At 71.7% G+C, this 24,531-nt stretch carries 25 protein-coding genes; 10 read left to right on the top strand and 15 right to left on the bottom strand.

Annotated elements, in window-relative coordinates:
- Nucleotides 1-680 precede the first annotated feature (680 nt).
- Nucleotides 681-995 carry a hypothetical protein gene (locus ABD262_RS07260; RefSeq protein WP_344133297.1) on the top strand — a complete coding sequence of 105 codons (315 nt, stop codon included), beginning with the start codon at nt 681-683 and terminating at the stop codon, nt 993-995.
- 327 nt (nt 996-1,322) lie between these two features.
- On the opposite strand, the gene ABD262_RS07255 is transcribed toward ABD262_RS07260, so the two are convergent.
- Both ABD262_RS07255 and glgC read right to left on the bottom strand, forming a co-directional pair.
- On the bottom strand, nt 1,323-2,135 hold the full coding sequence (locus tag ABD262_RS07255; protein ID WP_344133294.1) for an LLM class F420-dependent oxidoreductase: 813 nt from the start codon (nt 2,133-2,135) through the stop codon (nt 1,323-1,325).
- On the bottom strand, nt 2,132-3,385 hold the full coding sequence (gene glgC, locus ABD262_RS07250; protein ID WP_344133286.1) for a glucose-1-phosphate adenylyltransferase: 1,254 nt from the start codon (nt 3,383-3,385) through the stop codon (nt 2,132-2,134). Before glgC ends, ABD262_RS07255 begins: the two co-directional genes overlap by 4 nt.
- A gap of 62 nt (nt 3,386-3,447) precedes the next feature.
- Here glgC and glgA point away from each other — a divergent pair, with 62 nt between their 5' ends.
- Nucleotides 3,448-4,638: a glycogen synthase gene (gene glgA, locus ABD262_RS07245; protein WP_344133284.1), complete on the top strand. Its 1,191-nt coding sequence runs from the start codon at nt 3,448-3,450 to the stop codon at nt 4,636-4,638.
- Between the two features lie 16 nt (nt 4,639-4,654).
- Here the strand turns inward: glgA and ABD262_RS07240 are convergent, their stop codons facing one another.
- Both ABD262_RS07240 and ABD262_RS07235 read right to left on the bottom strand, forming a co-directional pair.
- The gene (locus tag ABD262_RS07240) at nt 4,655-6,364 is read right to left on the bottom strand and encodes an NAD(P)/FAD-dependent oxidoreductase (RefSeq protein ID WP_344133282.1); all 1,710 of its coding nucleotides are present in this window, start codon (nt 6,362-6,364) and stop codon (nt 4,655-4,657) included.
- A gap of 41 nt (nt 6,365-6,405) precedes the next feature.
- Nucleotides 6,406-7,173 (bottom strand): hypothetical protein, encoded by a 768-nt coding sequence (locus tag ABD262_RS07235; protein WP_344133280.1) that lies wholly within the window; start codon nt 7,171-7,173, stop codon nt 6,406-6,408.
- 32 nt (nt 7,174-7,205) lie between these two features.
- On the opposite strand from ABD262_RS07235, the gene ABD262_RS07230 reads away from it, so the two are divergent.
- From ABD262_RS07230 to ABD262_RS07215, 4 genes are all read left to right on the top strand, one after another.
- Nucleotides 7,206-8,024 carry an ABC transporter ATP-binding protein gene (locus tag ABD262_RS07230; RefSeq protein ID WP_344133279.1) on the top strand — a complete coding sequence of 273 codons (819 nt, stop codon included), beginning with the start codon at nt 7,206-7,208 and terminating at the stop codon, nt 8,022-8,024.
- A gap of 48 nt (nt 8,025-8,072) precedes the next feature.
- A complete protein-coding gene (locus ABD262_RS07225; protein ID WP_344133278.1) occupies nt 8,073-8,540 on the top strand; it encodes an NfeD family protein in 468 nt (155 codons plus the stop codon).
- Nucleotides 8,541-8,551: 11 nt separating this feature from the next.
- A complete protein-coding gene (locus tag ABD262_RS07220) occupies nt 8,552-9,712 on the top strand; it encodes an SPFH domain-containing protein (protein ID WP_344134585.1) in 1,161 nt (386 codons plus the stop codon).
- A gap of 92 nt (nt 9,713-9,804) precedes the next feature.
- Nucleotides 9,805-10,578, top strand: coding sequence for a sulfite exporter TauE/SafE family protein (locus tag ABD262_RS07215; protein ID WP_344133276.1), 774 nt, complete (start codon nt 9,805-9,807; stop codon nt 10,576-10,578).
- 43 nt (nt 10,579-10,621) lie between these two features.
- Here the strand turns inward: ABD262_RS07215 and ABD262_RS07210 are convergent, their stop codons facing one another.
- Entirely contained in the window at nt 10,622-12,409 is a 1,788-nt protein-coding gene (locus tag ABD262_RS07210; protein ID WP_344133274.1) for an Ig-like domain repeat protein, read from the bottom strand.
- Between the two features lie 108 nt (nt 12,410-12,517).
- On the opposite strand from ABD262_RS07210, the gene ABD262_RS07205 reads away from it, so the two are divergent.
- A complete protein-coding gene (locus tag ABD262_RS07205; protein WP_344133271.1) occupies nt 12,518-13,330 on the top strand; it encodes a TrmH family RNA methyltransferase in 813 nt (270 codons plus the stop codon).
- Between the two features lie 51 nt (nt 13,331-13,381).
- On the opposite strand, the gene ABD262_RS07200 is transcribed toward ABD262_RS07205, so the two are convergent.
- The 7 genes from ABD262_RS07200 to ald form a co-directional block, all read right to left on the bottom strand.
- Nucleotides 13,382-13,768 (bottom strand): DUF3037 domain-containing protein, encoded by a 387-nt coding sequence (locus tag ABD262_RS07200; RefSeq protein ID WP_344133268.1) that lies wholly within the window; start codon nt 13,766-13,768, stop codon nt 13,382-13,384.
- Nucleotides 13,765-14,532, bottom strand: coding sequence for a HipA family kinase (locus ABD262_RS07195; protein WP_344133265.1), 768 nt, complete (start codon nt 14,530-14,532; stop codon nt 13,765-13,767). Before ABD262_RS07195 ends, ABD262_RS07200 begins: the two co-directional genes overlap by 4 nt.
- A gap of 59 nt (nt 14,533-14,591) precedes the next feature.
- On the bottom strand, nt 14,592-15,806 hold the full coding sequence (locus tag ABD262_RS07190) for an MFS transporter (protein WP_344133263.1): 1,215 nt from the start codon (nt 15,804-15,806) through the stop codon (nt 14,592-14,594).
- A gap of 44 nt (nt 15,807-15,850) precedes the next feature.
- Complete coding sequence (locus tag ABD262_RS07185; protein WP_344133260.1) at nt 15,851-16,321, bottom strand: MarR family winged helix-turn-helix transcriptional regulator; 471 nt, start codon at nt 16,319-16,321, stop codon at nt 15,851-15,853.
- Nucleotides 16,322-16,377: 56 nt separating this feature from the next.
- On the bottom strand, nt 16,378-16,566 hold the full coding sequence (locus ABD262_RS07180; protein ID WP_344133257.1) for a hypothetical protein: 189 nt from the start codon (nt 16,564-16,566) through the stop codon (nt 16,378-16,380).
- A 152-nt stretch (nt 16,567-16,718) separates the two neighbouring features.
- Nucleotides 16,719-18,251, bottom strand: coding sequence for an ATP-dependent DNA ligase (locus ABD262_RS07175; protein WP_344133254.1), 1,533 nt, complete (start codon nt 18,249-18,251; stop codon nt 16,719-16,721).
- A 94-nt stretch (nt 18,252-18,345) separates the two neighbouring features.
- A complete protein-coding gene (gene ald / locus ABD262_RS07170) occupies nt 18,346-19,467 on the bottom strand; it encodes an alanine dehydrogenase (RefSeq protein WP_344133252.1) in 1,122 nt (373 codons plus the stop codon).
- A gap of 195 nt (nt 19,468-19,662) precedes the next feature.
- On the opposite strand from ald, the gene ABD262_RS07165 reads away from it, so the two are divergent.
- Entirely contained in the window at nt 19,663-20,625 is a 963-nt protein-coding gene (locus ABD262_RS07165) for an anti-sigma factor RsbA family regulatory protein (RefSeq protein ID WP_344133249.1), read from the top strand.
- 20 nt (nt 20,626-20,645) lie between these two features.
- On the opposite strand, the gene ABD262_RS07160 is transcribed toward ABD262_RS07165, so the two are convergent.
- Together ABD262_RS07160 and ABD262_RS07155 are read right to left on the bottom strand one after the other, a co-directional pair.
- Nucleotides 20,646-20,828 carry a hypothetical protein gene (locus tag ABD262_RS07160; protein WP_344133246.1) on the bottom strand — a complete coding sequence of 61 codons (183 nt, stop codon included), beginning with the start codon at nt 20,826-20,828 and terminating at the stop codon, nt 20,646-20,648.
- Between the two features lie 103 nt (nt 20,829-20,931).
- Nucleotides 20,932-21,660: a sulfite exporter TauE/SafE family protein gene (locus tag ABD262_RS07155; RefSeq protein ID WP_344133243.1), complete on the bottom strand. Its 729-nt coding sequence runs from the start codon at nt 21,658-21,660 to the stop codon at nt 20,932-20,934.
- A 170-nt stretch (nt 21,661-21,830) separates the two neighbouring features.
- On the opposite strand from ABD262_RS07155, the gene ABD262_RS07150 reads away from it, so the two are divergent.
- Nucleotides 21,831-22,712 (top strand): universal stress protein, encoded by an 882-nt coding sequence (locus tag ABD262_RS07150; protein WP_344133240.1) that lies wholly within the window; start codon nt 21,831-21,833, stop codon nt 22,710-22,712.
- Nucleotides 22,713-22,796: 84 nt separating this feature from the next.
- Here the strand turns inward: ABD262_RS07150 and ABD262_RS07145 are convergent, their stop codons facing one another.
- Complete coding sequence (locus tag ABD262_RS07145) at nt 22,797-23,369, bottom strand: flavodoxin family protein (protein ID WP_344133237.1); 573 nt, start codon at nt 23,367-23,369, stop codon at nt 22,797-22,799.
- A gap of 222 nt (nt 23,370-23,591) precedes the next feature.
- Here ABD262_RS07145 and ABD262_RS07140 point away from each other — a divergent pair, with 222 nt between their 5' ends.
- Nucleotides 23,592-24,467 (top strand): universal stress protein, encoded by an 876-nt coding sequence (locus ABD262_RS07140; RefSeq protein WP_344133234.1) that lies wholly within the window; start codon nt 23,592-23,594, stop codon nt 24,465-24,467.
- Nucleotides 24,468-24,531: the final 64 nt, after the last annotated feature.

Here is a 24,531-nt window from a genome sequence, read left to right as displayed (position 1 = left end):
TATCGACGCGCCTCCACCAGCCCGGTGGCAGTCTCGCCATCCGGCCGTGGTGGACACGGCCGCACCACCGTCGGCCTTGCAGGCCTAGGGTAAAGAATCCGTATAAATCTGGTCAGTCATATTCAGTCACGACCGCATGGCGGTCCGTTTTCCTATCCTTCACGAACCATGGCTCGAACCGCGAGCCGGAAGTCGAGCCGGGGGACCCGATGGGCAAGACACCAGCAGCAAGGGTTCGGATGACTCCTAGGAGAATCGCGGTGGCCTTGGTGGCGACCGCTATTTTTTGGCTTCGGTAGGACAAGCGCCCGCCGCAACGGCGCTGCCCAGTGCGGGGAGCGATGCTCTGGCGGAGCAGATGATCAAGGCCAAGACCGGCCAGGTGGGGCAGGAGGTGCCGGCTGAGGGGGTGGACAAAACGGCGGGCACCGCATCAAGCCCGCGAAAGGGCTGAAGACGTGGCTACAGATCGATGGGGCCAACGTGCGTCTCGTCGCCAAGCTGTCCGAGGGAGAGTCGTCCGGCGTCTTTGAGGACGTGGTCCCTGAGGGCTGGACGATCCAGGAGGCCGCAGATGGAAGCTATGACGTCTTGGACGCCGACAACCGGCCCACTGGTGGTCGGATCCTGGCCCCTTGGGCGGTGGATGCCGCAGGGAAGGCGCCACCTTCCCGGTGGTCATGGATCCGACGGTGACGGCGGGCTGGTGGTACGTCACGCCCGTCTACTACATCAAGTACGACTGGTCCGGGACGTGGAAGCTGAAGAGCTACATCGACGACAACCGGACCCTGATCGCGGGACTGATCTGCAACTTCCTGCCTAACACCGTGGCCAGGACCACGTGCCAGGCCATCTTCCTCCTGGTGCGCACCGACATCATCAACACGGTGAACGCGGCCATCGCCAACAAGAAGTGCTACAAGGTCCGGATGCCCGCTTCTGGTGGTGCAATCTCCTTGCCGGCCTACGATTCCTACTACGTGACCTGTTAGAGGAGCGATGAGCTCGATGTCGGAACGTACAACCATCGTCAGGGCGCTGAACGTGGCGGTCCTGGAGGCCACAGTCATCGTGTGCGTGTGGCTGGGGTTCTGCGTGGCGACCAACGCCCCCTATCCGAGCTGGAGTGCCATCGGGATCGTCGTGGTGGCTTGGCTGGCTACGACGGCTCTTCGCCACCGGCTGTATACGCGCAGATGACGCCGGACGCTGGGGCAGTAGGGCCGCCAAGCCAACCCGCAAGGGTTGCGCTTCGAAGGAAATGCACCAGCGTGGTGCGGTGAAGTCCTGACGCTGGCGGTCGGGTGGGGCCCCGCCGGTCAGGCCTGCCGGGAGTCGCGCCAGGCGACCAGGTCGCGGATCGGACCCAGGTCGTACTTGGGCCCCCCGATGCCGACGGTGAAGAGGCGCGTGCCGACGGCATACAGGGCCTCGGCGCCGGCGGCGTAGTCACTGACGTCCTCGGGGAGGCGACCGGGCTTGGGGGAGACGCCTGACGAGCGTTCGATCTCGGTCGGGTCGCGACCGAGCTTGGCGCACCAGTCGTCGAGGACGGCGTGCTTGTGGGCGATCGTCTCGGCGCTGCCGAAGCCGTGCCAGATGGTCGCGTGCTCGGCCACGATCTTGAGCGTCTTGCGTTCGCCCCCGCCGCCGATCAGGACCGGGATGTCGCGCGTCGGTGGGGGGTTCAGCTTGGCCCACCGCGACTTGATCAGCGGCAGGTCGCGGGCCAGGTTGTCGAGCCGCCCGCCGGCGGTCCCGAACTCGAAGCCGTACTCGTCGTAGTCGCGCTCGAACCAGCCGGAGCCGATGCCGAGGATCAGTCGGCCGTCGCTGATGTGGTCGACCGTGCGGGCCATGTCGGCCAACAGCTGTGGGTTGCGGTAGCTGTTGCACGTGACCAGGGCTCCGATCTCCACGCGGGAGGTCGCCTCGGCCCAGGCGCCGAGCATCGTCCAGCACTCGAAGTGGGCACCGTCGCGCTCGCCGTAGAGCGGGTAGAAGTGGTCCCAGTTGAAGACGACGTCGACGCCGATCTCCTCCGCCTCGGCGGCGGCGCGACGGATCGCGGCGTACTCGGCGTGCTGCGGCTGGAGCTGGACCCCGATGCGGATCGGCCGGTCGACCGTCACGCCGTGACCTCCTGGAACTTGGCGATGACGGTCAGGCCCGACTCGGTGACCATGAACCCGCGAGCGCGGTCGTGGTCGTGGTCGACGCCGATCGTGGTGTTCTCCGGCACCTGCACGCCCTTGTCGATGATGGCCCGCTTGATGACGCACCCACGCCCGACCTCGACCCCGTCGAGCAGCACGCTGTCGTCGATCGTGGTGCCGCTGTGGATGTGGCACCGCGGCGAGAGCACCGAGTTGGTCACGGTGGAGCCGGAGATGACGACACCGGGGGAGACGGCCGAGTTGTGGGCCTCGCCGAACTGGCCGGCCGCACCCTGGACCAGCTTGGCCGGCGCGAGCGGGCCGTAGTCGGTGTAGATCGGCCAGTCGTAGTTGTAGAGGTTGAAGACCGGGTGGATGGACACGAGGTCCATGTGGGCCTCCCAGTAGGAGTCCATCGACCCGACATCGCGCCAGTAGGCCTGGTCACGGGGGGTCGCGCCGGGGATGACGTTGTCCTTGAAGTCGTAGACGTAGCCCTCGCCGTTGTTGACGAAGTCGGGGACGATGTCGCCGCCCATGTCGTGCTTGCTGCCGTCGCGGTCGTTGTCCCGGGTCACCGCGTCGACGAGGACGTCGGCGTCGAAGACGTAGTTGCCCATCGACGCGAGGACCTCGTCAGGGGAGTCCGGCAGGCCCTTCGCGTCCTTGGGCTTCTCCTTGAACGCGGAGATCTTGCGGCGGTCGGCGTCGTCGACCTCGATCACGCCGAACTGGTCGGCCAGCGAGATGGGCTGGCGGATCGCCGCGACGGTCACGCCCGCCTTGGTCTCGATGTGCTGGGCCACCATCTGGGAGAAGTCCATCCGGTAGACGTGGTCGGCGCCCACCACGACGACGATGTCGGGCTTCTCGTCGTGGATCAGGTTGAGGCTCTGGAAGATCGCGTTCGCCGAACCGAGGTACCAGTTCTTGTCGACGCGCTGCTGCGCCGGGACGGGAGCCACGTAGTTGCCGAGCATCGTCGACATGCGCCAGGTCTTGGTGACGTGGCGGTCGAGGCTGTGGGACTTGTACTGCGTCAGCACGACGACCTTCAGGTAGCCCGAGTTCACGACGTTGCTCAGCGCGAAGTCGATGAGTCGGTAGATGCCGCCGAAGGGCACTGCCGGCTTGGCACGGTCGGCGGTGAGCGGCATGAGACGTTTGCCCTCACCACCGGCGAGGACGATGGCAAGGACCTTGGGAACCCCACGTCGATACGGCATGCCTCGACCCTAGGGACTGGACGCCCTCGCGGCGACCCCAGCGCGGGTCTAATCTCACGATCGTGAGAGTCGACATCCTGACCAAGGAGTACCCGCCCAACATCTACGGCGGAGCGGGGGTCCATGTCGCCGAGCTCGTGCGCGCGTTGCGCGCCAGAGGAGACGTCGACGCGCGAGTGCGGGCCTTCGGTGTGCCCGTCGTCGAGGAGGGGACGAGTGGGTATGCCGACCTGCCGGACCTTGCCGGGGCGAACGCGGCGGTCAAGACGATGGGGGTCGACCTCGCGATGGCGGGGGACTGCGTCGGTGCAGACCTCGTCCACTCACACACGTGGTACGCCAACTTCGCGGGGCACGTCGCCTCGCTGCTCGGCGGGATGCCCCACGTCGTGAGCGCGCACAGCCTCGAGCCGATGCGGCCGTGGAAGGCCGAGCAGCTCGGCGGCGGCTACCGGGTGTCGTCGTTCGTGGAGCGCACCGCCTACGAGGCCGCCGCCGCGGTGATCGCGGTGAGCGAGGGGATGCGCCAGGACGTCCTGCGCAGCTACCCCTCCATCGACCCGGAGCGGGTGAAGGTCGTGCACAACGGCATCGACTCCCAGCTCTGGCAGCGGCACCGCGACGACGACACGGTGCGGCGGCACGGCGTCGACCCCGACGGCAAGTCCGTGATCTTCGTCGGACGGATCACGCGCCAGAAGGGACTTCCCTACCTCCTGCGCGCCGCCGCCCAGCTGCCTCCCGACGTGCAGCTCGTGCTGTGCGCCGGCTCGCCGGACACCCCCGAGATCATGGCCGAGGTGCAGGGGCTGATGGAGGAGCTGCGGGCCACCCGTGAGGGCGTGGTCTGGATCCCCGAGATGCTCCCGCGCGACGAGGTGGTCGCCCTGCTGTCGGCGGCGACCGTGTTCGCCTGCCCGTCGATCTACGAGCCGCTCGGGATCGTGAACCTCGAGGCGATGGCCTGCGAGCTGCCCGTCGTGGCGACCGCCACGGGCGGCATCCCGGAGGTCGTCGTCGACGGCGAGACCGGCTGGCTGGTGCCGATCGAGCAGAAGCAGGACGGCAGCGGCATACCCCTCGACGCGGACCGGTTCGTCGCCGACCTGGCGCACGCGCTCAACGACGCCGTCAGCGACACCGCACGCGCCGACGCGATGGGGCAGGCCGGGCGCACCCGCGCGGTCGACGCCTTCTCGTGGGCCACCATCGGTGACCGCACCCTCCAGGTCTATCGGGACGTGCTCGCCTGATCCGACGCCCGGCTGGCTAGGACACCGGCGACGAGGCCAGCTCGTCCTCGGTCGCGGGGGCGAGGTAGGCGTGCACCAGGGGCACCACCGACGCGCCCTCACCGCTGGCTGCCGCGACCCGCTTCATCGAGCCCGCCCGGATGTCGCCGGCGGCGAAGATGCCGGGCACCGTCGTGGCCAGGCTCGCCGGGGGCACGTCGTCGGTCCACTGGTCACGGGGCACGTCGCGGCCGGTGAGGACGAAGCTGTGCTTGTCGCGGGCCAGCTCGGGGGGCAGCCAGTCGCAGCGGGGCGCGGCGCCGAGCAGGAGGAAGAGGCCTCGGGCCGGCTTCGTGGTGCGCCGACCGCTGGTCGTGTCCTCCAGGGTCACCCACTCGAGCTGGCCAGCTCCGCCACCGTCGACCACCGTCGTGCAGGGCAGCACGGTGATGCGCTCGTTGTAGCCGATCTCGTCGATGAGGTACTGCGACATCGTCTCCTCCAGCCCGCGGCGCCGGACCACGATCGTCACCGACCCGGCGAACCGCGCGAGGTGCAGGGCAGCCTGCCCGGCGGAGTTGCCGCCACCCACCACGACGACGTCGTAGCCCTCCATCTCGCGAGCCGCGGTCATGGCGGCGCCGTAGTTGACGCCCGCCCCGACCAGGTCCTCCAGCGGCGGCACACCGAGCTTGCGGTAGGCGACGCCACTGGCGATCAGGACCGTCCTCGCCCGCACGTCCCCGCCGTCGGTGTGCAGGACGTGGGGGGACCCGTCGGCGCCGGGTTCCAGCGCGGTGACCTCCCACCCGGTGAGGAAGTCCGTGCCGAAGCGCAGCGCCTGGTTGCGCGCCCGCTGGGCCAGCCGCATGCCCGAGATGCCCCGCGGGAAGCCGAGGTAGTTGCGGATCATCGAGCTGGTGCCGGCCTGGCCCCCGATCGCCTCGGCCTCGAGCACGACGACCGTGAGGCCCTCGGAGGCGCCGTAGACGGCGGCTGCCAGTCCGGCCGGACCGCCACCCACGACGGCGAGGTCCACGACACCGTCGAGCTCGAAGTTGCGCGGGGCGCCGTTGATCGCGATCGCCACGTCGCGGACGCTGGTGGCTTGAATCGGCACCCGGTTGGCCGCCACGACGAGGGGCCAGCGGATCTCGTCGACCCCCAGCTGGTCGCGGATCGCGGCGAGGTAGTCCTGCAGCTCCGGGGCGTCGGGGTGCCAGAGCCGGTTCTGCATGCCCATCCGGTCGAGGAAGTCCCGGATCGCCATGGTGAGCGCCTCGTGGGTCGGGGAGACCACCTTCGCGACCACGACCTCGGGCTGGGGGACCGTGGACGTCCACTCCGAGAGCAGGTCCGTGATGGCGTTGTGGAACTCCTCGTCACGCTTGCCGCGGGGCATGAGCAGGTAGGCGTCGAACTTCCCCTTGGCCATGCCGACCCGCAGGTCGGGCGCGTCGGCGAGGAAGTAGTCCCAGTGCGCGGCCACCACCCGGCGCGCCGTGGGGACGACGAGGCGCCAGCGGTGGAACGCGAGGTGGACGCTCTCCACGTCGGGCAGCCGCGAGTCCGTCACGAAGAGGGCCACGTGGTCCCCGCGGCCATGGATCTCGCGGGCGACGGACTCCGCCTCGGCACACGAGCCGGCCGTGTGCAGGTCGTAGTCGCGCTGGTACCTGCTCTGGAACTCCTGCAGCAGCGGGTCGGCATGGTGCTCCGACACCAGGATGATCGCGGGGTCAGCCATGGTGTCCAAGCCTAGTTGGCCGGACGCCGCGGACCCAGGGGTCACTGCGGTCGCCAGCCGGCCAACACGGCGCAGGCAGCGTTCGTCGCATCGGCCAGGGCGCGCTCCGAGGCGCGCTGGAGGCGCAGCAGCAAGCGGTGCCGCGTGCCGGCCTCCGCGGCCGTGAGGGCCCCGTCGCCCGCAGCGAGGGCCACGTCCACGACCGCGGCGACGGTGCCGGCCAGGGCGATGACGCGAGCCGCACGACCGGGCAGCCCGGTCGGCAGCCCCCAGCGGCCCCCCATGGCCGCATCGGCGAGCTCCCGAGCGGCAGTGGCGCCGAACGGCTGCCCGCCCACGGCGTCGATCGCCTCGGTGGCCGCGCGGATCTCGTCGCGCAGGTGGCGCTCGAGCTGCGACGGCTCCAGGGCCTCCACCCGGTGGCGGGGCACCGGTTGCGCGTCGTAGGCCGTCCAGTCCACCCGGGTGCCCACGTCCGGACCACCCTCGGGACCCGCTCCGTAGGTCGAGATCGTGGGCACGAGCATCCCGCCGAGTCCCGGGACGAACACGCACTCGCCACCCACCGCTGCGGCGCCCTGGGCCTCGGCCGACGCGCCCGGCAGGCCGACCAGGTCACCGGGGGCGGGAAGTGCCACGAGCACGGCCTGCTCACCCAGGTCGTGCCACAGCGCGAGGCGGTCGAGATCGCCCGCCACGTGGTCGATGTCGGGGAGCGCACGGGCGATCGCGTCCGCCAGCGGGCTCCCGCTGGCCCAGGCGTGCGTCGTCCACAGCGAAAGCCGCACGGACGCAGGGAGTTCGGGCATCCCGTCATGCTAAGCCGATAGGGTCCGGTGCCATGAGTGACGTCCTTGAGTTCGCGGGAGTGAGCGTCGTGCGGGGCCAGGCGACCCTGCTCGACGAGGTCTCCTGGGAGGTCGAGGAGGGTCAGCGCTGGGTCATCCTCGGCCCCAACGGCGCAGGCAAGACGACGCTGCTCCAGCTCGCCGCCGGACGAATGCACCCCACGCGAGGGGTGGCCGGCGTGCTGGGCGAGGTGCTGGGAGCCGTCGACGTCTTCGAGCTGCGGCCGCGGATCGGGCTGGCGTCGGCGGCCCTGGCGGAGCGCATCCCGTTCGACGAGATCGTCCACAACGTCGTGGTGACCGCCTCCTACGGCGTCGTCGGCCGCTGGCGGGAGAGCTACGAGACGTTCGACCACGCCCGCGCCTCCGAGCTGCTGGAGGCGTTGGGGGCCGACCACCTGGCCGACCGCACCTACGGCACGTTGTCCGAGGGCGAGCGCAAGCGGGTCCAGATCGCCCGGGCGCTGATGACCGACCCCGAGCTGATGCTCCTCGACGAGCCCGCGGCGGGCCTCGACCTCGGTGGGCGCGAGGACCTCGTGCGACGGCTGGGCGAGCTCGCCGCGGACGTCGAGGCGCCCGCGCTCATCCTCGTCACCCACCACGTCGAGGAGATCCCACCGCACTTCACCGACGTCCTGCTGCTGCGCGAGGGACGCATCGTGGCCCAGGGCCCGGTCGAGATCACGCTCACCGAGGCCAATCTGTCCGAGACCTTCGGGATGCCGCTCGAGCTCGAGCGCCGTGGCGACCGCTGGACGGCCCGGCTGAAGGTTGCCGAAGGAACGTCAGAAGCCCCTCCTTCGTCCTAGAGTTGCTGGACCACCGAGGTTGTGGAACTGCTGAGAGGGAGGGGTGTCATGGACTGGTTCGCGGAGAACCCGTGGCTCGCATGGCTCGGCTTGGCACTGATCCTGGCGGCCATCGAGGCCGCCACCGTCGACTTCGTGTTCCTCATGCTGGCCGGCGGCGCAGCGGCAGGGGCCGCGGCTTCCGCGGTCGGCCTGCCCGTCCCGGGGCAGGTGGTCGTGGCCGTCGTCGTGGCCGGGCTGCTGCTCCTGGTGGTGCGCCCGATCATCACCCGGAAGTTCATGGTGGCCGAGGCCAGTCACGGCATCGGGGCGCACGGCCTCGTCGGCCGCAGTGGTCGCGTCCTGCAAGCAGTCACGGCGACCGACGGTCGCGTCAAGGTGGGCGGCGAGACGTGGTCCGCCCGCATCCCCAAGGGGGACGCCACATGCCAGCCCGGCCAAGAGGTCCGGGTTGTATCAATCGAGGGGGCCACCGTGATCGTCACCGGCGTCACGGCGGGTCAGAAAACGGAGTAGACGTGGACGGCATCGGAGCAGGCTTCATAGTCCTGCTGATCCTGGTCGCCTTTGCGCTGATCGTGCTCTTCCGCACGGTGCGCATCGTGCCCCAGCAGACGGCCCTGATCATCGAGCGGCTCGGACGCTATGCCCGCACCCTGGAGGGAGGTATCCACTTCCTGGTGCCCTTCGTCGACAAGGTGCGCGCGAACGTCGACCTGCGCGAGCAGGTCGTGTCCTTCCCGCCCCAGCCCGTGATCACGAGCGACAACCTGGTCGTCAACATCGACACGGTCATCTACTACTCGGTCATCGACGCGAAGTCGGCCGTGTACGAGATCGCCAACTTCATCCAGGGCATCGAGCAGCTCACGGTCACCACCCTGCGCAACGTCATCGGCTCGCTCGACCTCGAGCAGACGCTGACCAGCCGCGACCAGATCAACGCCCAGCTGCGCGGGGTCCTCGACGAGGCCACCGGCAAGTGGGGCATCCGCGTGAACCGCGTCGAGCTCAAGGCGATCGACCCGCCGCACTCCGTCCAGGAGTCGATGGAGAAGCAGATGAAGGCCGAGCGCGAGCGGCGGGCGCAGATCCTCTACGCCGAGGGCACCAAGCAGTCCGCCATCCTCACGGCCGAGGGTGAGAAGCAGAGCCAGATCCTGCGGGCCGAGGGTTCGGCGCAGGCTCGCATCCTCGAGGCCCAGGGCCAGGCCCGCGCCATCCAGCAGGTCTTCGACGCGATCCACCGGGGCAAGCCCACCCAGAAGCTGCTGGCCTACCAGTACCTCCAGGTGCTGCCGCAGATCGCCCGGGGTGACTCCAACAAGATGTGGATCATCCCCAGCGAGCTCACCGACGCATTGCGTGGCATCGGCGGGGCGCTCGGCGCCACGGACAAGCCGCACGGCCCGGACGACGGGGGTGACGAGGAGTGGGTCGACCCCGGCCAGCTCGCCGACGCCTTCGACGAGACCGTGCTCGAGGACCCGATGCAGGCCCTCGCGGAGGCGCGTGGCCTGGCCGGCAAGGCGAGCCAGGAGGCCACTGAGCACGCGGCCCCGGTCCGGCGCGTCCAGCCCCCGGTCGAGCCGCCGGCCGACGCGGTGCCCGACTTCGAGCCGCCGGCCCCGCCGGCAGCTCCGCCCGTGGAGACCGAGGAGGGCCCCAAGCCGCCACCGCCGGCCTGACCTCCACCACCTTCCCGGTATGGCGCCCGCGCACCTGCGCGGGCGGCATACCGGTGTCCGGGGCGTGGCCGCGGCGTCGCTAGGGTGGCGTGGTGTCCGTCTTCGAAGCCCTCGGGATCTTCTTCGCAGGGCTCGCGGCAGGGACCATCAACACGGTCGTCGGGTCGGGCACCCTGATCACCTTCCCGACCCTGCTGTTCTTCGGCTACCCACCGGTCGTGGCCAACGTGTCCAACACCGTCGGGCTGGTCGCCGGCGGGGTGACGGCGGTGCACGGCTACCGCTCCGAGCTGGAGGGCGCCGGCCGCACCCTGCGAAAGCTGGCCCCGGCCTCGTTGGCGGGTGGTGTCATCGGCGCCGTGCTCCTGCTGGTGCTGCCGCCCGAGGCGTTCCAGGCGATCGTCCCGGTGCTGATCGCACTCGGCCTCGTGCTGGTCGTCCTCGGCCCCCGACTGCAGGCGCGGGCGGTCGCCCGCCACGAGGCGGGCGTCGCGCCGGCGTCCTGGCACGGGGTCGCGCTGACCGCCGGGGTCCTCGTGGCAGGGATCTACGGCGGCTACTTCGGGGCCGCGCAGGGCGTGATCCTGATGGGGCTGATGAGCGCCCTGTCGAGCGAGCCGATCCAGCGGCTGAACGGGTTCAAGAACGTGCTCGCCACGATCGTCAACGCCGTCGCGGCGATCACCTTCATGCTGGTCGCGTGGGGCCGGATCGACTGGCTGGTGGCGCTGCTCATCGGGCTGGGGGCGTTTGCCGGCGGCTTCGTGGGGGCGAAGGTCGGGCGCCGCCTGCCGCCCCTGGTGCTGCGGGGCGTGATCATCGTGGTGGGCCTGGTCGGCATCATCAAGATCGTCTGGTTCAGCTGACGGTCGGACCGACGCCGCCGCCGTGGCTCAGTGGCCTTTGACCTCAGGTGGCCTTGACCACCGTGCCCGGCGACACGGACTCCAGGTGGGTGCTGCTGCCGAGGTACCGCACCGTCAGGGTGTGGTTGCCCTTGGCGACCGGGGTCCAGACGATGCTGGCCCTGCCGTCGACGAGGGTGGCTGTCCCGAGGGCGTCGAGCCCGTCGTAGAGACGCACGGTTCCCGTGGGGCGCGGGCCGGAGGCGGCAGCCACCGTGACCGACACGGAGACCGGCTTGCCGGTCTTGACCGTCTTGGCGACCGTCAGGGAGGTCGTGGTGGCGATCCCGGGGACGACGACCGTGGTCGACCCGCTGCTCGGCTGCACCGTCGTGCTCCCGCCGTAGTCGGCGCCGAGGGTGTGGCTGCCCCGGGCGAGCCCGGGCACGACCAGGGAGGCCACGCCACGGGTGTCGAGCGCCGCCGTGCCCAGCGTCGACGAGCCCTCGCGGAAGGTCACCGGGCCGGTCGGGACCGCCGTCCCGCCCTGCACCGTGGCCGTGAGGGTGACGCTGCCGTCACTGGTGGCGCTCCCGCTCAGGGCCGTCGTGGAGACGGCCCGTGGATCGGCGGGAGCAGTGTGGAACCGCGCCCGGCCGGACATCGCGGCGCTCGCCCCGTCGCAGTACTGCCTGAACGTCACGTCGAGGCTGGTGACGGTGCCTGCGGCGTCGGTGCCGATGCTGTTGACCGTGAAGTCGCCGGTGAGGGCGTTGCAGCCACGCCCGGTGCCGGAGAAGCTCAGGCCGGGCTGTCCGGCCCCACGGAACGGTGCCCGCACCGCGCCCGTGTAGGTCCCGACCTGCAACGTCTCGCCGGGTGCGGCCGCCACATCGAGGGTCCACCACTGTTCGGTGCTGGGCGAGTCCACCGAGATGCTGGCGTAGCCGGCGGTGCCCCGTGCGGTGAGCGTTGCGGTCGTCGGCACGTAGCTCGCCGAGGCCCCCTGCCCGATGTAGTCACCGGCCAGGCTGCCGAACCACAGGGAGGTGTCGGGGACCGCGACCTCCTGGAGCAGCGGAGCCGAGGTGGCGGTGCCGACCCTGGCGGTGAGCGAGTGCGTGCCCGGGGTCAGCCGGGAGGTGGTCAACCGCGCGGTGCCGTTCGCGTCGAAGGAGGCCTGGCCGATCGGCGTGGTCGCGTCGTAGAACACGACCCCCGACGCGGTGCCGGGGGAGGTCCGGGCCGTCAGCGTGACGGGCTGGTCGGCCACGACGCTGGGGTTGGCTGACGTGAGGACGGGGGTGATGACGTATGGCGCCGCGTACTTCACGGTGGCGGACAGGCTCCCGGTGCTGTTGTCGCAGAACTGCGTGAGGGTCGCGTCCAGTGAGGTGATGCGTCCGGCCGTGTCCGCGCTGATCGCGAAGATCGTGAAGCGGCCCTTGACCGAGTTGCAGCCCCGCCCGGTCGAGGTGACCGAGAGACCGCCGTAGGTGCTGTTGAACGGGGCGCGGGTGGCGTTCTCGTAGGAGCCGGTCGTCAGCTGCTGGCCGGTCGGGGCGGCGAGCGTCACGTCCCACCACTCCGACCCGGTGTCGGCCGAGACCGTGACCGAGCCCGCGGTGCCGCTGATCCGGAACGGCGTGGGCGCGGCCAGGGTGCCGCTGCGACCTTGTCCGACGTAGTCGCCCGGGGCGCTGACGTACGACAGGTACGTCTCGCTCTCCGTGGCCGCTGTGGCCGGCCCGGTCACGGCCACCAGGGCCAGCGGCGCGACCACGATCGTCGCCGTCACCAGCCGCGTCCAGATACCTCGTCCACCCATCACGAGCCCCCTCGTTCCAGCCACGGTCCCCGACCCTGCGTCGGTCACAGCTGTGCTGCGGAAACGGTAGACCTGTGGCGTCGTGGCGAGCAGGCTTTTGGGGAAAATCGGCGGTGGCCTAGCCTGCTCGCCGTGCCCATCGCCATCACCGACCCCACCGACCCCCGGCTGGCCGACTACGTGTCGCTGACCGACGTGGCCCTCCGGCGACGCACCGAGCCCGAGCGGGGCCTCTACATCGCGGAGTCGGAGAAGGTCATCCGTCGCGCGCTGCGCGCGGGTCACCGCCCGCGCAGCTACCTGATGGCACAGCGCTGGCTGACCGACCTCGCCGACCTCGTGGCCGACGCTGAGGCCGACGGCGTCCCCGTCTTCGTGGGGGAGCACGACGTCATCGAGCAGCTCACCGGGTTCCACCTGCACCGGGGCGCGCTGGCCTCCATGCAGCGGCCCGAGCTGCCTTCGGTCGCCGCCCTCGTGGCCGGTGCCCAGCGGGTGCTGGTGCTCGAGGACATCGTCGACCACACCAACGTCGGCGCGGTGTTCCGCTCGGCGGCCGCCCTCGGGGTGGATGCCGTGCTGGTGACACCGCGGTGTGCGGATCCGTTGTACCGCAGGGCGATCCGCGTCTCGATGGGCACGGTGTTCCAGGTGCCGTGGACCCGGATCGACCCGTGGCCGGGCGGCATCACCGAGCTGCAGGCCGCCGGGTTCACGGTGGCGACGCTGGCCCTCGCCGACGACGCGGTGGGTCTCGACGAGCTGGCCGCCGACCCGCCGGAGCGACTGGCCCTCGTGCTGGGCACGGAGGGCGACGGACTGTCGCACCACACCCTCGAGGCGGCCGACCTCACCGTGACCATCCCGATGGCTGGGGGAGTGGACTCCCTCAACGTCGCCGCAGCGGGGGCCGTGGCCGCCTGGGCGCTGCGCCCCCAGCGCTAGATCGGTGGCGCCACATCGGTGGTGCCAGATCGGTGGTGCCAGACAGTCGGGCTAGGCCGGGTCGACGAGGCGACGGAGCAGCTCGGCCAGCTCGGCAGCGGGGTCCTCGGTGAGCCCTCCGTGCACCGGCCCGGGCTGCACGACCGTGCTCCGCGGTGCGCTGAGCCAGCCGAACCTGCGGCCCAGCCCGCCGAGGGTGGGCAGCCCACCGCCGGTGACCCCGCGGCATACCTGGCAGATCGTCTCCAGCGCCTGGTCGACGTCCTCGACGTCCACCTGGGGTGCGAACGCACGCAGGCGCGCCTCGTCGACGCGGTAGGCGGCCTCGAGGAAGTCGGCGGCCTGGCTGTAGAGCACCACACCGACGTTGAGGAACTCCTCGCGCTCGACGCGTGGCACGCAGCGCAGGACGACGTACTGGTAGCCGTAGCGGGTCATGATGCCGCGCCCGGGAGCCAGGCCTGCGGGTTCGCGAGGCGGGCCAGCAGGTGGTCGACGTATGCCGTGCGCACCGCCTCGACGGTGTCGAGCCCAGGTGCCAGCTCCAGCCACACCTCCGGGACGGCCGCCACGACCTCGGTCAGGAGCTCGCGGGTGAGCCCGGGGGCGTGCCGCTCGTGGGCGGCGGCCGGGCCGGTGGCGACGTCGCGCAGCACGTGGGTGCTGGCGTCGAAGGGCTGCGCGGCGAAGCGCTCGGCGTCGGCGCCCCGGCTGGGCCAGCCGTGGTGGAAGTAGAGCGCGGCCCCGTGGTCGATCAGCCACGGATTGCGGTGCCAGACCAGGAGGTTGGGGTTGCTCCAGGTGCGGTCGACGTTGGCCGTGAGGGCGTCGAGCCAGAGGATGTCGGCGGCCGTGTCGGGAGCGGGCGGGCGGGACCCGTCGTAGCCGAACGAGCCGGGGAGGAAGTCGATCCCGAGGTTGGGGCCGATGCTCGCCGTGAGGAGGTCCTGGACCTCCTCGTCGGCCTCGTACTTGGCGATCGGGGCCTGGAGGTCGACGACGGCGAGCCGAGGGACGTTCAGGCCCACCGCGCGGGCGAGCTCCCCGACGACGACCTCGGCGACGAGGACCTTCGGACCCTGCCCCGCGCCACGGAACTTCAGCACGTAGGTGCCCAGGTCGTCGGCCTCGACGATGCCGGGCAGCGACCCACCCTCCTTGAGGGGGGTGACGTAGCGCGTGGCAGTGACCTCGTCGAGCACGACGCCCAGCCTAGGGGGCCGGGCGTCGTGGTCCGGACGCCATTGTCCGGGAGTCGGTCTCAGGCGTCGCCGACGGTGAGCGCCGCCGCCTCGAGGGAGCGCTCCTGCTCGACCGTCTCGTCGGCGTGCTCGCGGTCGACGGCGGTGATCTCCCGTCGGGCGGTGAGCAGGACGGCCACGCCGAGCAGCACCGCGCCGGAGCCGACCCAGAACGGCACGTGCACCGAGCGTTCACCGAGCTTGCCGGCCAGCCACGGGGCGACCGCACCGCCGCCGAACCGCACGAAGCTGTAGGCAGCGGAGGCCACCCCGCGCTCGACCGGCGAGACCTTCATGACCGTCTCGGTGATCAGCGTGTTGTTGACGCCGAGGAAGGCGCCGGCGAGGACCACACCGACCACGAGCACCGGCTTGTGCTCGGTGCCGATCGCCATGGCCGCCAGGATGAGGGCGAAGCCGACCAGCGCGCCGACCACCCCGGGCAGCGTCCCGAACCGGCGCTGCAGGCGAGGTGCCACGACCACCGAGGTGAAGGCGAGCAGCAGGCCCCAGCCGAAGAAGACGAGGCCGACCTCGTGGGCGCCCATCGCGAGCGGGAAGGGCGTGAACGCGAGCAGGGTGAAGAAGCCGAAGTTGTAGAGCAGCGCGGTGATCCCCACGGTCAGCAGGCCGCGGTGCGACAGCGCCTTGAGCGGTGCCGAGATGCTGCTGCGCGGTCCGGTCGGCGGGGTGGCCGGCAGGGTGGTCAGGATGGCGACCAGGGCCACGGCCATCAGGGCGGAGACACCCCAGAACGGCCAGCGCCACGAGTGACCGCCCAGCCACCCACCCAGCAGGGGCCCGGTCGCGATGCCGACGCCGAGGGCCGCTTCGTAGAGGACGATCGCCTGGCCCACCGAGCCGCGGGCGGCACTGACGATGGTGGCGAGCGCCGTCGCGATGAACAGCGCGTTACCCAGGCCCCAGACCGCACGGAACGCGACGATCCCGCCGATCGAGTCCTGGGCGCCCGCGAGTCCGGCGCCGATGATGATGACGACGAGCCCGAGCAGCAGGGTCCGCTTCGCCCCGGTGCGGCTGGACACCCAGCCGGTCACGAGCATCGCGACCCCCATCACCGCCATGTAGCTGGTGAAGAGCAGCGAGACCTGCGACGCGCTGGCCCCGAGGTCGTCGGCGATGGGCTTGAGGATGGGGTCGACGAGGCCGATGCCCATGAAGGCGATGACACAGGCGAAGGCGACGGACCAGACGGTCTTGGGTTGGCGCCACATGGTGGGTTCAGGCTTCTCTCTGTGGGGGATGAGGGGTTCGGTGCTCAGTGGGTCAGGTGGGTGGAGGTCGCGGGAGGATCGGGCTCAGTGCCGGAGGCTCGGGCCAACAGGTCGTCGAGGGCGGCCACGGCGGCCTCGAGCCGGGCCAGCGCGGCTGCGTCGAGCTGGTCGAACGCGGGGGAGAGCGCCTCGAGCCGGGCGCGGCGGGCCCGTCCCAGTGCTGCGCGACCGGCGGCGCTGAGCGAGACGAGGCTGGCGCGGGCGTCGGCCGGGTCGGCCACGCGCACGGCCCAGCCCTCCGCCTCGAGCCGCTGGACCTGGGTGCTCATCGTCGGCTGGCTGGTGTGGTCGGCCGCGGCCAGCGTGCTGATGCGCGCGGGCTCGAGCTCCTCGACCAGGGCCAGCAGGCGGGTCTGGGCCATCGGCACGTCGAGGGAGGCGTTGCGGGACGCCCAGCGGGTCAGCCTCGCCGCGGAGCGCAGCACGCTGTTGCCCAGCTCGTCACGATCGGTCACGCCCTCCAGATTACATAGAGAACCTATGCAATGCACATTGGGCGGGGCGCGCCGAGTCAGGGCGCGAGGCAGGTGGCGTGGTTCAGTGCGCCGATCACGGCCTCGCGCCAGCTCAGCCGCACGATCGCGCTGCGGCAGGAGGCGCCGCCGCACTCGCACTGCCAGCGCCAGGTGCCGGAGCTGCCTCGCTGCACGTGCGGGTGGTGGTGGGCGGTGTCGCCCCTGGTGATGTGTCGTGTCTGCATGGTGCTGCCCCCCTCGTCCGTGCCACCCCCCGGGGCACGTCCTGACTCAAGGAGGCAGTGGGGTGGCGCCTGATACGTCCGGGCCGGCAGCTCCCGGAGGGCGCCCGGCTCCCTGGGCTCACGATTCGGGAGGGCTCACGACTCCGATGGGCTCAGCGCAACGCGCGCACCGTGTCGACGGTGTCGGCCTCGTCGGCGGTCTTGTCGTCGCGGTAGCGCAGCACCCGCGCGAACCGCAGTGCCATCCCGCCGGGGTAGCGGGAGGAGGTCTGGATGCCGTCGAACGCGATCTCGACGACCTGTTCGGGGCGCACCGGCACGACGTAGCCGTCGGTGCCCTCGGTCGCGAGCTCGGTGAAGCGCTCGGTCTGCCACTGGAGCATCTCGTCGGTCATGCCCTTGAAGGTCTTGCCGAGCATGACGAACCCGCCGTCCTCCGGGTCACGGGCGCCGAGGTGGATGTTGGACAGCCACCCCTTGCGTCGACCGCTGCCCCACTCGACCGCCAGCACCACCAGGTCGAGGGTATGGCGCGGCTTCACCTTCACCCAGCCGGCGCCGCGTCGACCGGCGGCGTAGGGGGCACTCGGTGACTTGACCACCACGCCCTCGTGACCGTCGCGGACGAGCTGGTCGAAGAACGCGGTCGCCTCAGCCGGGCTGGCGGCGGTGATGCGCGGCACGAGGCTGGCCCGGGGGACGAGCGCAGCGAGCCGGTCGAACCGCTCGGACGCGGGCAGCTCGAGCAGGTCGTCGCCGTCGAGGTGGAGCAGGTCGAAGAAGTAGGGGGTCACGGGGACGGCGGCCCTCAGCTTGTCGACGCCGGTGCTGCTCATCGTGCGAGAGGCGGTCTGCTGGAAGGGGAGCGGGCGCCCGGCCGCGTCGAGGGCGATGGCCTCGCCGTCGACGACCAGCTGGGAGGCCGGCAGGGCGAGGACCGCCTCGACGACCTCGGGGAGCCGGTCGGTGATGTCGTCGAGCGACCGGGTGAACAGGCGCACGTCGTCACCGTCGCGGTGGGCCTGGAGCCGGATGCCGTCGAGCTTGCCGTCGACGACGACCCCGTCGGAGGTGGCGCCGACCTGCTCCCAGGCGGCGTCGACGTCAGGGGCTGAGGCGGCCAGCATCGGGCGCATCGGCCGACCGACCTCGAGGTGGATGGCGGCCAGCGCCTCGCTCCCGCCCCCGAGTGCCGCAGCGGCCACCGGACCCGCGTAGCCCGCCAGCATCACGGCCCGCCGGACCTCCGCCTCCGGGAGACCGGACGCCGCGGCGATGGCCGCCAGCATGACGCCGTCGAGGGCTCCCTGCCGCACCTGACCGGTGACCAGGGCCCGGAGGAAGTCCTGCTCGGGCCCGGTCAACCGCGCGAAGAGGGCGGACACCGCTGCGGACCGCGTGGCTCCCGAACCACTGCCCGCGATCAGGGCGATCGCGGTCAGCGCCGCGTCCACCTCGGCGACGGTCGCGGTCGCCTCCGCCGCGGGCTCGGGGAGGGTGGACAGGCCGCGCCAGCTCACGCCGATGCGTCGCTGCGGCAGCACCCCGGAGAGGTATGCCGCGACCGTCGCCGCGTCGGCGGGGCCGGCGGCCCGCAGCGCGTCCGCCACGGCTGCCGTCTTGGCCAGCCGTGAGCGGGTCGCGGTGGCCGCGGCAGAGGCGGCGACGACGTCGGCGAGGAGCACGGGTCGAGGCTAGCCGCGACCGCCGACAGCTCGCCGGGGCGGCCCGGTGAGCCGTCGGCGGCGAGCCGTCGGCGACCTGGACGGACGGGAGCGCTCAGGCCTTCCCGAGGATGGTCTGCAGGTCGGTCGAGTCGAAGCCGTGCGCCTCCGCCACGGGGGCGTAGGTGACCGCCCCGTCGTGGGTGTTCAGCCCCAGTGCCAGTGGGCGGTTCGCGGCGAGGGCGTCGCGCCAGCCCTGGTTGGCGAGCTGCACGGCATACGGAAGGGTCACGTTGGTGAGGGCGTAGGTGCTGGTGTGGGGGACCGCGCCGGGCATGTTCGCGACGCAGTAGAACACCGAGTTGTGGACCTGGTAGGTCGGGTCGGCGTGGGTCGTGGGGCGGGAGTCCTCGAAGCAGCCGCCCTGGTCGATCGAGATGTCGACCAGCACCGAGCCGGGCTTCATCCGCGAGACCTGCTCGTTGGTCACGAGCTTGGGCGCCTTGGCCCCGGGCACCAGGACGGCACCGATGACGAGGTCGGCGTCCTCGATGGCGCGCTCGATCTCGTAGGTGTTGGAGGCGACCGTCTGGCAGTGCCCCTGGTAGATCGCGTCGGCGTGGCGCAGCTTGGCGATGTCGCGGTCGAGCAGCAGCACCTCGGCCTGCATGCCCAGGGCGATGGCGGCGGCGTTCATGCCCGAGACACCGGCGCCGATGACGACGACCTTCGCGGCATACACCCCGCTCACGCCACCCATGAGCACGCCGCGGCCGCCCTGGGCGCGCATGAGGGTGTGCGCCCCGACCTGTGGCGCCAGCCGGCCGGCCACCTCGGACATGGGGGCCAGCAGGGGCAGCGACCGGTCGGGGAGCTCCACGGTCTCGTAGGCGATCCCGGTCACCTTGCGCTTCACGAGCTCCTCGGTGAGCGGCTTGTCGGCCGCGAGGTGGAGGTACGTGAAGAGGGTCTGGCCCTCCCGCATCCGGTGGTACTCGGGCTCGATCGGCTCCTTGACCTTGAGGATGAGGTCACCGGTGCCCCAGACGTCGTCGGCGGTGTCGAGGATCGTGGCACCGGCCGCGACGTAGTCCGCGTCGAGGATGGACGACCCGACGCCGGCGTCCTTCTCGATGAAGACCTCGTGGCCGTGGACGACGAGCTCGTGCACGCCCGACGGGGTGATCGCGACGCGGTACTCGTTGTTCTTGACCTCGCGCGGGATACCGACCTTCATCAAAAGCCTCCTGGGTTGCAGTGGGTCCTCGAACCATGGCGGAGATGCGCCACGCTGCCAACCTCAGCCTCCCAGACGGCAAGCGCGGGCGAGGCGGATTCAAGTCGAACGATTCCCCTTCGGCCGGCCGCCCGCGGGCGTACCCTGACGAGGGTCCGGGGGGTGTCACCCCGGCGCCACCGCGCACGGAGTCCCATGAGCATGACGAGCACGCCCAGCCCCGCGATGGAGCGCGCCCACGAGGGCTACGTGCACGACGTGATGCTCTGGTCGGGGCAACGGGCCTTCGTCACAGCCGCCGCCGACTTCGTCCGGCAGGGAGTCCTCCGGGGTGAGCTCGCCCTGGTCGCCCTGCCGGCCGCACGGCTGCGGGCCGTGCGTGCCGCGTTGGGCGAGGCTGCCGAGCAGGTGAGGTTCGCGGAGATGGAGTCGCTCGGGTCCAACCCGGCGTGCATCATCCAGGCCTGGGTGGACTTCGTCGCGGCGGCCGGTGACCGGCCCTCGCGCGGCGTCGGCGAGCCGCTCTGGCCCGGTCGCACCGGCGTGGAGGTCACCGAGTGCCAGCTGCACGAGGCCTTGCTCAACGACGCGATCCCAGCAGCCGCGCCGCTGTGGCTGCGTTGCCCCTACGAGGTCGACGCCCTGCCGGACGAGGTCGTGGAGCAGGCTCTCCACGCGCACCCGTGGGTCACCGAGAGCGACGGGACGGCCCACCCGAACGACGCCTACCTCGGCGACGACCTGGGTGCGACGGCGTTCGCGTCCCCGCTCCCGCCGGCCCCGGCCGCGACGATCGTGCGCACCATCACGCCGGAGACGATCCGTGTCGTGCGAGACCTCGTGCTGCACGTGGCGCGGGTCTGCGGCATCCCCGACGACCGCGCGGCCGACCTCGGCCTGGCCCTGCACGAGCTCGGCGTCAACTCGGTGTTGCACGGCCGCGGGAGCGGCACCCTGAGGCTCTGGAGGACCAGCCAGGCACTGGTCTGCGAGGTGGCCGACGACGGCCTGGTGGCGGACCCCCTCGCGGGGCGGCTCGCGCCCGGGACGGAAGAGCCGGACGGGCGAGGGCTGTGGATGGTCAACCAGCTGTGCGACCTCGTGCAGCTGCGGTCGTCCGGGGAGGGCACCACCGTGCGGGTGCACACCTGGCTGTAGTGGTGGCCCTGACGTCCGCGTCAGGGGGCGATGGTGGACGAGTGCAGCAGGGCGCCGATCAGGGCCGAACGCCAGGGCAACGGGGCCTGGGCGGGGGTCCGGCAGGACGCGCTGCCGCAGTCGCACACCCACATCCAGCCCCGTGCCCCGCGCAGGACGCGTGGGTGGTGGCTGGTGGTGCGGTGGATGGTCTGCGTGCTCACGTCTTCGACGGTAGGAGTCCACCGATTCAGCCGTGGGCGGACGCGCCGGGGGTCGGCTGAGTTCGCGAGCGGGAATGGCCGAACGGATGAGGCGGGCCCACGCTCAGCGGACGATGAGCGCGAGGGCGGCGAGCGCCGACGCCACGAGGACCGACTGGTCGAACCGCCGCTGGCTGAGCCGTCGCACCGTCCGGAGCCCGGCCCACGCACCGAGCAGGACGAACGGCGCCAGGAGCAGGGTGCGCCGCGCGGTGTGGGGACCGAACAGGCCGAGCCCGAAGCTGAACGGCAGCTTGCAGAGGTTCACGCCGAAGAAGAGCAGCGCGCTCGTCCCCAGGAACCGCAGCTTCTCCACACCCTGCGCCACGAGGTAGAGGGTCGTCACCGGGCCCGCCGCGTTGGCCGTCATCGTGGTGAAGCCCGCCGCGATCCCGGTAGCGATCGCGGCGGTGCGGGACCTGCCGACCCTCCCGACGTCGGGCGAATGCCAGCGCAGCGCCAGCTGGAGGGCAGCCAGGAGGAGCAGGAGCGCCCCGATCGACCGGCGCAGGACGGTGTCGTCGACCACGGCGAGGAACGCGGCGCCCAGGGCGAGCCCGGGGAGCACCGCGGGGATGAGTCGACGCAGCAGGCTCCAGTCGGCCTCGCGCCGGTAGTGCCAGACGGCCACCACGTCACCGACCAGCAGGAGCAGCAGGATGGCTGCCGTCGACTCCCTGGCCGGCATGACACTCGCGAAGATGGCGACGCTGATGCTCGCGAGGCCGCCGATCGCGGTCTTGGCGTACCCGATCAGCAGCGCCGCGACGACGAGCAGGACGGCCTCGAGCACGCGTCGAACCCTAGCCAGCGAGTGTCCCCGGCGCGCCGTGGCGGTCGCCCCACCGATCCCGCGGGTGGTCACCCGGGGGATCGGCAGTGGGACCAATGGCCCTGTGACCAGGTCGCGGCGGGCCGCCACGATCGTCAGGCAACCCTGTTCCCCGAGAGGTGGAGAAGACCATGGAAGCCAAGGACGGGCGCCGCCCCATCGTCGTCGGCTACGACAGCTCCTCGGCCGGGCAGCCGGCCTTCGACTGGGCGCTCCAGGAAGCCGAGCGACGTCACGTGCCCCTGCACCTGATGGTCTCCAGAGGAGTCCTGTATGCCGCCGCGCCCACCGTCGGGGCGGCGTCCCCGTGGCCGTACGACATCACCGGTGAGCTGGTCGAGGAAGCGCGGAGCTTTGCCGCCTCCCGCGCTGCCGGCGTCCCCATCGTGACCGAGTCGGCGTTCGGGTCTCCGGCGTCCGTGCTCCTGAACGCCTCGCGGGAGGCCGCGATGGTGGTCGTCGGTCGGCGGCACCACACGGTCGTCGGCGAAGCGGTGGCCGGCTCGACGTCGGCCCAGGTCGTGGCGCACGCATCGTGCCCGGTCGTCGTGGTGGACCAGGAGCTGCACGCCGCTCCCGACGCCCCGATCGTGGTCGCCGTCGACGGTTCCCCGTCCAACGGTGCAGCCCTCGCCTTCGCGTTCGAACGGGCGGCCGCGCTGAAGGCTGGCATCGTGGCCGTGCACGCCTGGTGGCTCGACGTGCCCGGCCGGGTCGGTGGGTCCTGGCTCAGCGAGGACCAGGTGGGGGAGTGGCGCAAGTCGGCCCAAGCGGTCTTGGACGACGCGCTGTCGCCGTGGGCGGAGAAGTTCCCCGACGTCTCCGTGCGGCGCGTGCTGACCCGCGACCTGCCCGTCGACGCCGTGCTCGCCGAGGCACAGGGAGCGCAGCTCATCGTGGTCGGCAGCCGTGGCCACGGTGGCTTCGCCGGGCTCCTCGTGGGCTCGGTCAGCCAGGGGTTGCTGCACCACGAGCGGCCCTGCCCGCTCGCCGTGGTCCACCCGGAGGGGTAGTCCGTCTCGGCGCCCTGCGCCGAACGGTGCCGTCTGCGCCGAGGGGTGCCGTCTGCGCCGAGGGGTGCCGTCTGCGCCGAGCGGTCAGGACGTACCCACCGCCGCCAGTGCCTTCGCGGACAGCTCCCGCCCCCACTCGAAGGCGGCGTCACTGGCGCCGTCGACGAGCGGACCGCGCGCGCCCTCGACGAAGAAGGTCTGGGGCTTCACGAGTTGGATGTGGCCGAGGCGCTTCAGTCGACGAGCCGCGGCGTGGGCAGCGGACCCCGGCAGCCGGGGGTGGCTCACCTTGGTGTCGAAGGCGGCCGTCCTGAGGCCGGGACCGGTCGACCCGTCGGCACTGGCGAGCCCGTCCAGCCACTCCCGCAGACCCGGCTCCGAGGGGTGGTCGGCCTCAGTTGCCTGACGCCGCGCGTCCTCCCGCGTCGACTCGCGGCTGAGCCCGAAGGCATGGGTCGGCGCGCCGACGACCAGCAGGGCGAGGTCGGCCGGCAGGCGAGCGGCGGCTCGGCTGCACTCGACGAGGTCGGCGTCGAAGGTCGACGCCAGACCCAGCGCGATGGCCTCCGCGACCGCCTTGGTGTTCCCGAACATGGACTCGTAGACGACGAGTGCGGATGGTCGGGGCTCGGGATGGGACAGTCCGGTGCTGCTCATGACGCTCTCACTCCTGACGAGGCGAGCCTGACGGGACGCGAGTGCGAACGCTGGGGTTCATGGCTTGCCTCCATGTCGGTGCCAGTCGTGCTGGCAGTTCCACGCTGCCCGCCCGCGTCGGGGTCCGGGCAGGGACCAAGGGCCCGACTCGCAGAAGACCCGGGACCAAGTCCCCGGGCCACCGCACGGCCCACGAACGACAGTGGGTTCAAGCGCTGTGCCATGCGGAACGAGAGGCTCGAGATGCAGCTGGACAACCCCCTCGTGGTGGGTTTCGACGGATCCGGCCGGGCCAGGAACGCGGTGGTCTGGGCGGCGCGGGAAGCCGCGCGGCGCGGCCTTCCCCTCAGGCTGGTCCACGCGACCCCCTATCCCGCGGCCGGGCCGCCCGCCGAGGTGGGTGGGCCGGAGGAGCCCGATCCGGTCCTGGACCGCGGGCTGCGGGTGGCGCGCACCTACCTGCCGGACGACCTCGTGAGCGGAGTCTGCGTCCCCGGGCACGCGGCGGGAGTCCTCGCGGACCAGTCGCTGGGCGCAACCCTGGTCGTCGTGGGGCAGCGCTCGCAGGACGGTCCCGTCTCGAGCGCCGTGGGTTCGACCTCCCTGGTGCTGGCCGACCGGGCTGCGTGTCCGGTCGTGGTCGCTCGAGGCGCCACCGACGCGCAGCGGGCGGCGCTGCCCGTCGTCGTGTCGGCCTGCGGAGGCACCACCTCGCGGGCGGTCCTGGACTTCGCGGCACACGCAGCTCGTCTGCGCGGCGTGCCCCTGTCGATCGTCAGCGCCTGGTCGCTACCGCCCAGTCGGGAGTGGTCCGGAGCAGCAGGCGGCTTCGACTCGGTGGCCGAGTGGGTGCGCGCCACCGCGACCAGCGCCGCCCGAGCCGCACGGGCCACCGAGCAGGACGTCCACGAGTCCTGTCCGACCCTCGTGACCAGCACGCAGGTCGAGCGGGCCGATCCGGCGGACGCCCTCGTGCACAGCTCTCGGCGCGCTGGGCTCGTGGTGGTCGGGTCGGCCAGGCCGACCGGGCTGGGCCGGGTGGGCGCGACGGTGCTGGGTCTGGCTGCCTGCCCGGTCGCGGTCGTGCCCGAGGCCTAGGACGGTCGGCGCCGCATACGGACGACGGTCGGGCGCCGCCACGCAACGCAGGGTGCCGTCAGCG

The organism is Pedococcus bigeumensis, assembly GCF_039531795.1.
In the GTDB taxonomy this organism is placed as follows: domain Bacteria; phylum Actinomycetota; class Actinomycetes; order Actinomycetales; family Dermatophilaceae; genus Pedococcus; species Pedococcus bigeumensis.
The sequence above is the reverse complement of the archived record's forward strand: the minus strand, read 5'-3'. Positions and strand labels throughout refer to the sequence as shown.

Coding starts and splice junctions, on each gene's coding strand:
- ABD262_RS07145 (WP_344133237.1), bottom strand. CDS start 23,369: ATGAGCAGCACCGGACTGTCCCATCCCGAGCCCCGACCATCCGCACTC.
- ABD262_RS07180 (WP_344133257.1), bottom strand. CDS start 16,566: ATGCAGACACGACACATCACCAGGGGCGACACCGCCCACCACCACCCG.
- ABD262_RS07260 (WP_344133297.1), top strand. CDS start 681: ATGGATCCGACGGTGACGGCGGGCTGGTGGTACGTCACGCCCGTCTAC.
- ABD262_RS07240 (WP_344133282.1), bottom strand. CDS start 6,364: ATGGCTGACCCCGCGATCATCCTGGTGTCGGAGCACCATGCCGACCCG.
- ABD262_RS07150 (WP_344133240.1), top strand. CDS start 21,831: ATGGAAGCCAAGGACGGGCGCCGCCCCATCGTCGTCGGCTACGACAGC.
- ABD262_RS07140 (WP_344133234.1), top strand. CDS start 23,592: ATGCGGAACGAGAGGCTCGAGATGCAGCTGGACAACCCCCTCGTGGTG.
- ABD262_RS07165 (WP_344133249.1), top strand. CDS start 19,663: ATGAGCATGACGAGCACGCCCAGCCCCGCGATGGAGCGCGCCCACGAG.
- glgC (WP_344133286.1), bottom strand. CDS start 3,385: ATGCCGTATCGACGTGGGGTTCCCAAGGTCCTTGCCATCGTCCTCGCC.
- ABD262_RS07230 (WP_344133279.1), top strand. CDS start 7,206: ATGAGTGACGTCCTTGAGTTCGCGGGAGTGAGCGTCGTGCGGGGCCAG.
- ABD262_RS07190 (WP_344133263.1), bottom strand. CDS start 15,806: ATGTGGCGCCAACCCAAGACCGTCTGGTCCGTCGCCTTCGCCTGTGTC.
- ABD262_RS07225 (WP_344133278.1), top strand. CDS start 8,073: ATGGACTGGTTCGCGGAGAACCCGTGGCTCGCATGGCTCGGCTTGGCA.
- ABD262_RS07235 (WP_344133280.1), bottom strand. CDS start 7,173: ATGCCCGAACTCCCTGCGTCCGTGCGGCTTTCGCTGTGGACGACGCAC.
- ABD262_RS07200 (WP_344133268.1), bottom strand. CDS start 13,768: ATGACCCGCTACGGCTACCAGTACGTCGTCCTGCGCTGCGTGCCACGC.
- ald (WP_344133252.1), bottom strand. CDS start 19,467: ATGAAGGTCGGTATCCCGCGCGAGGTCAAGAACAACGAGTACCGCGTC.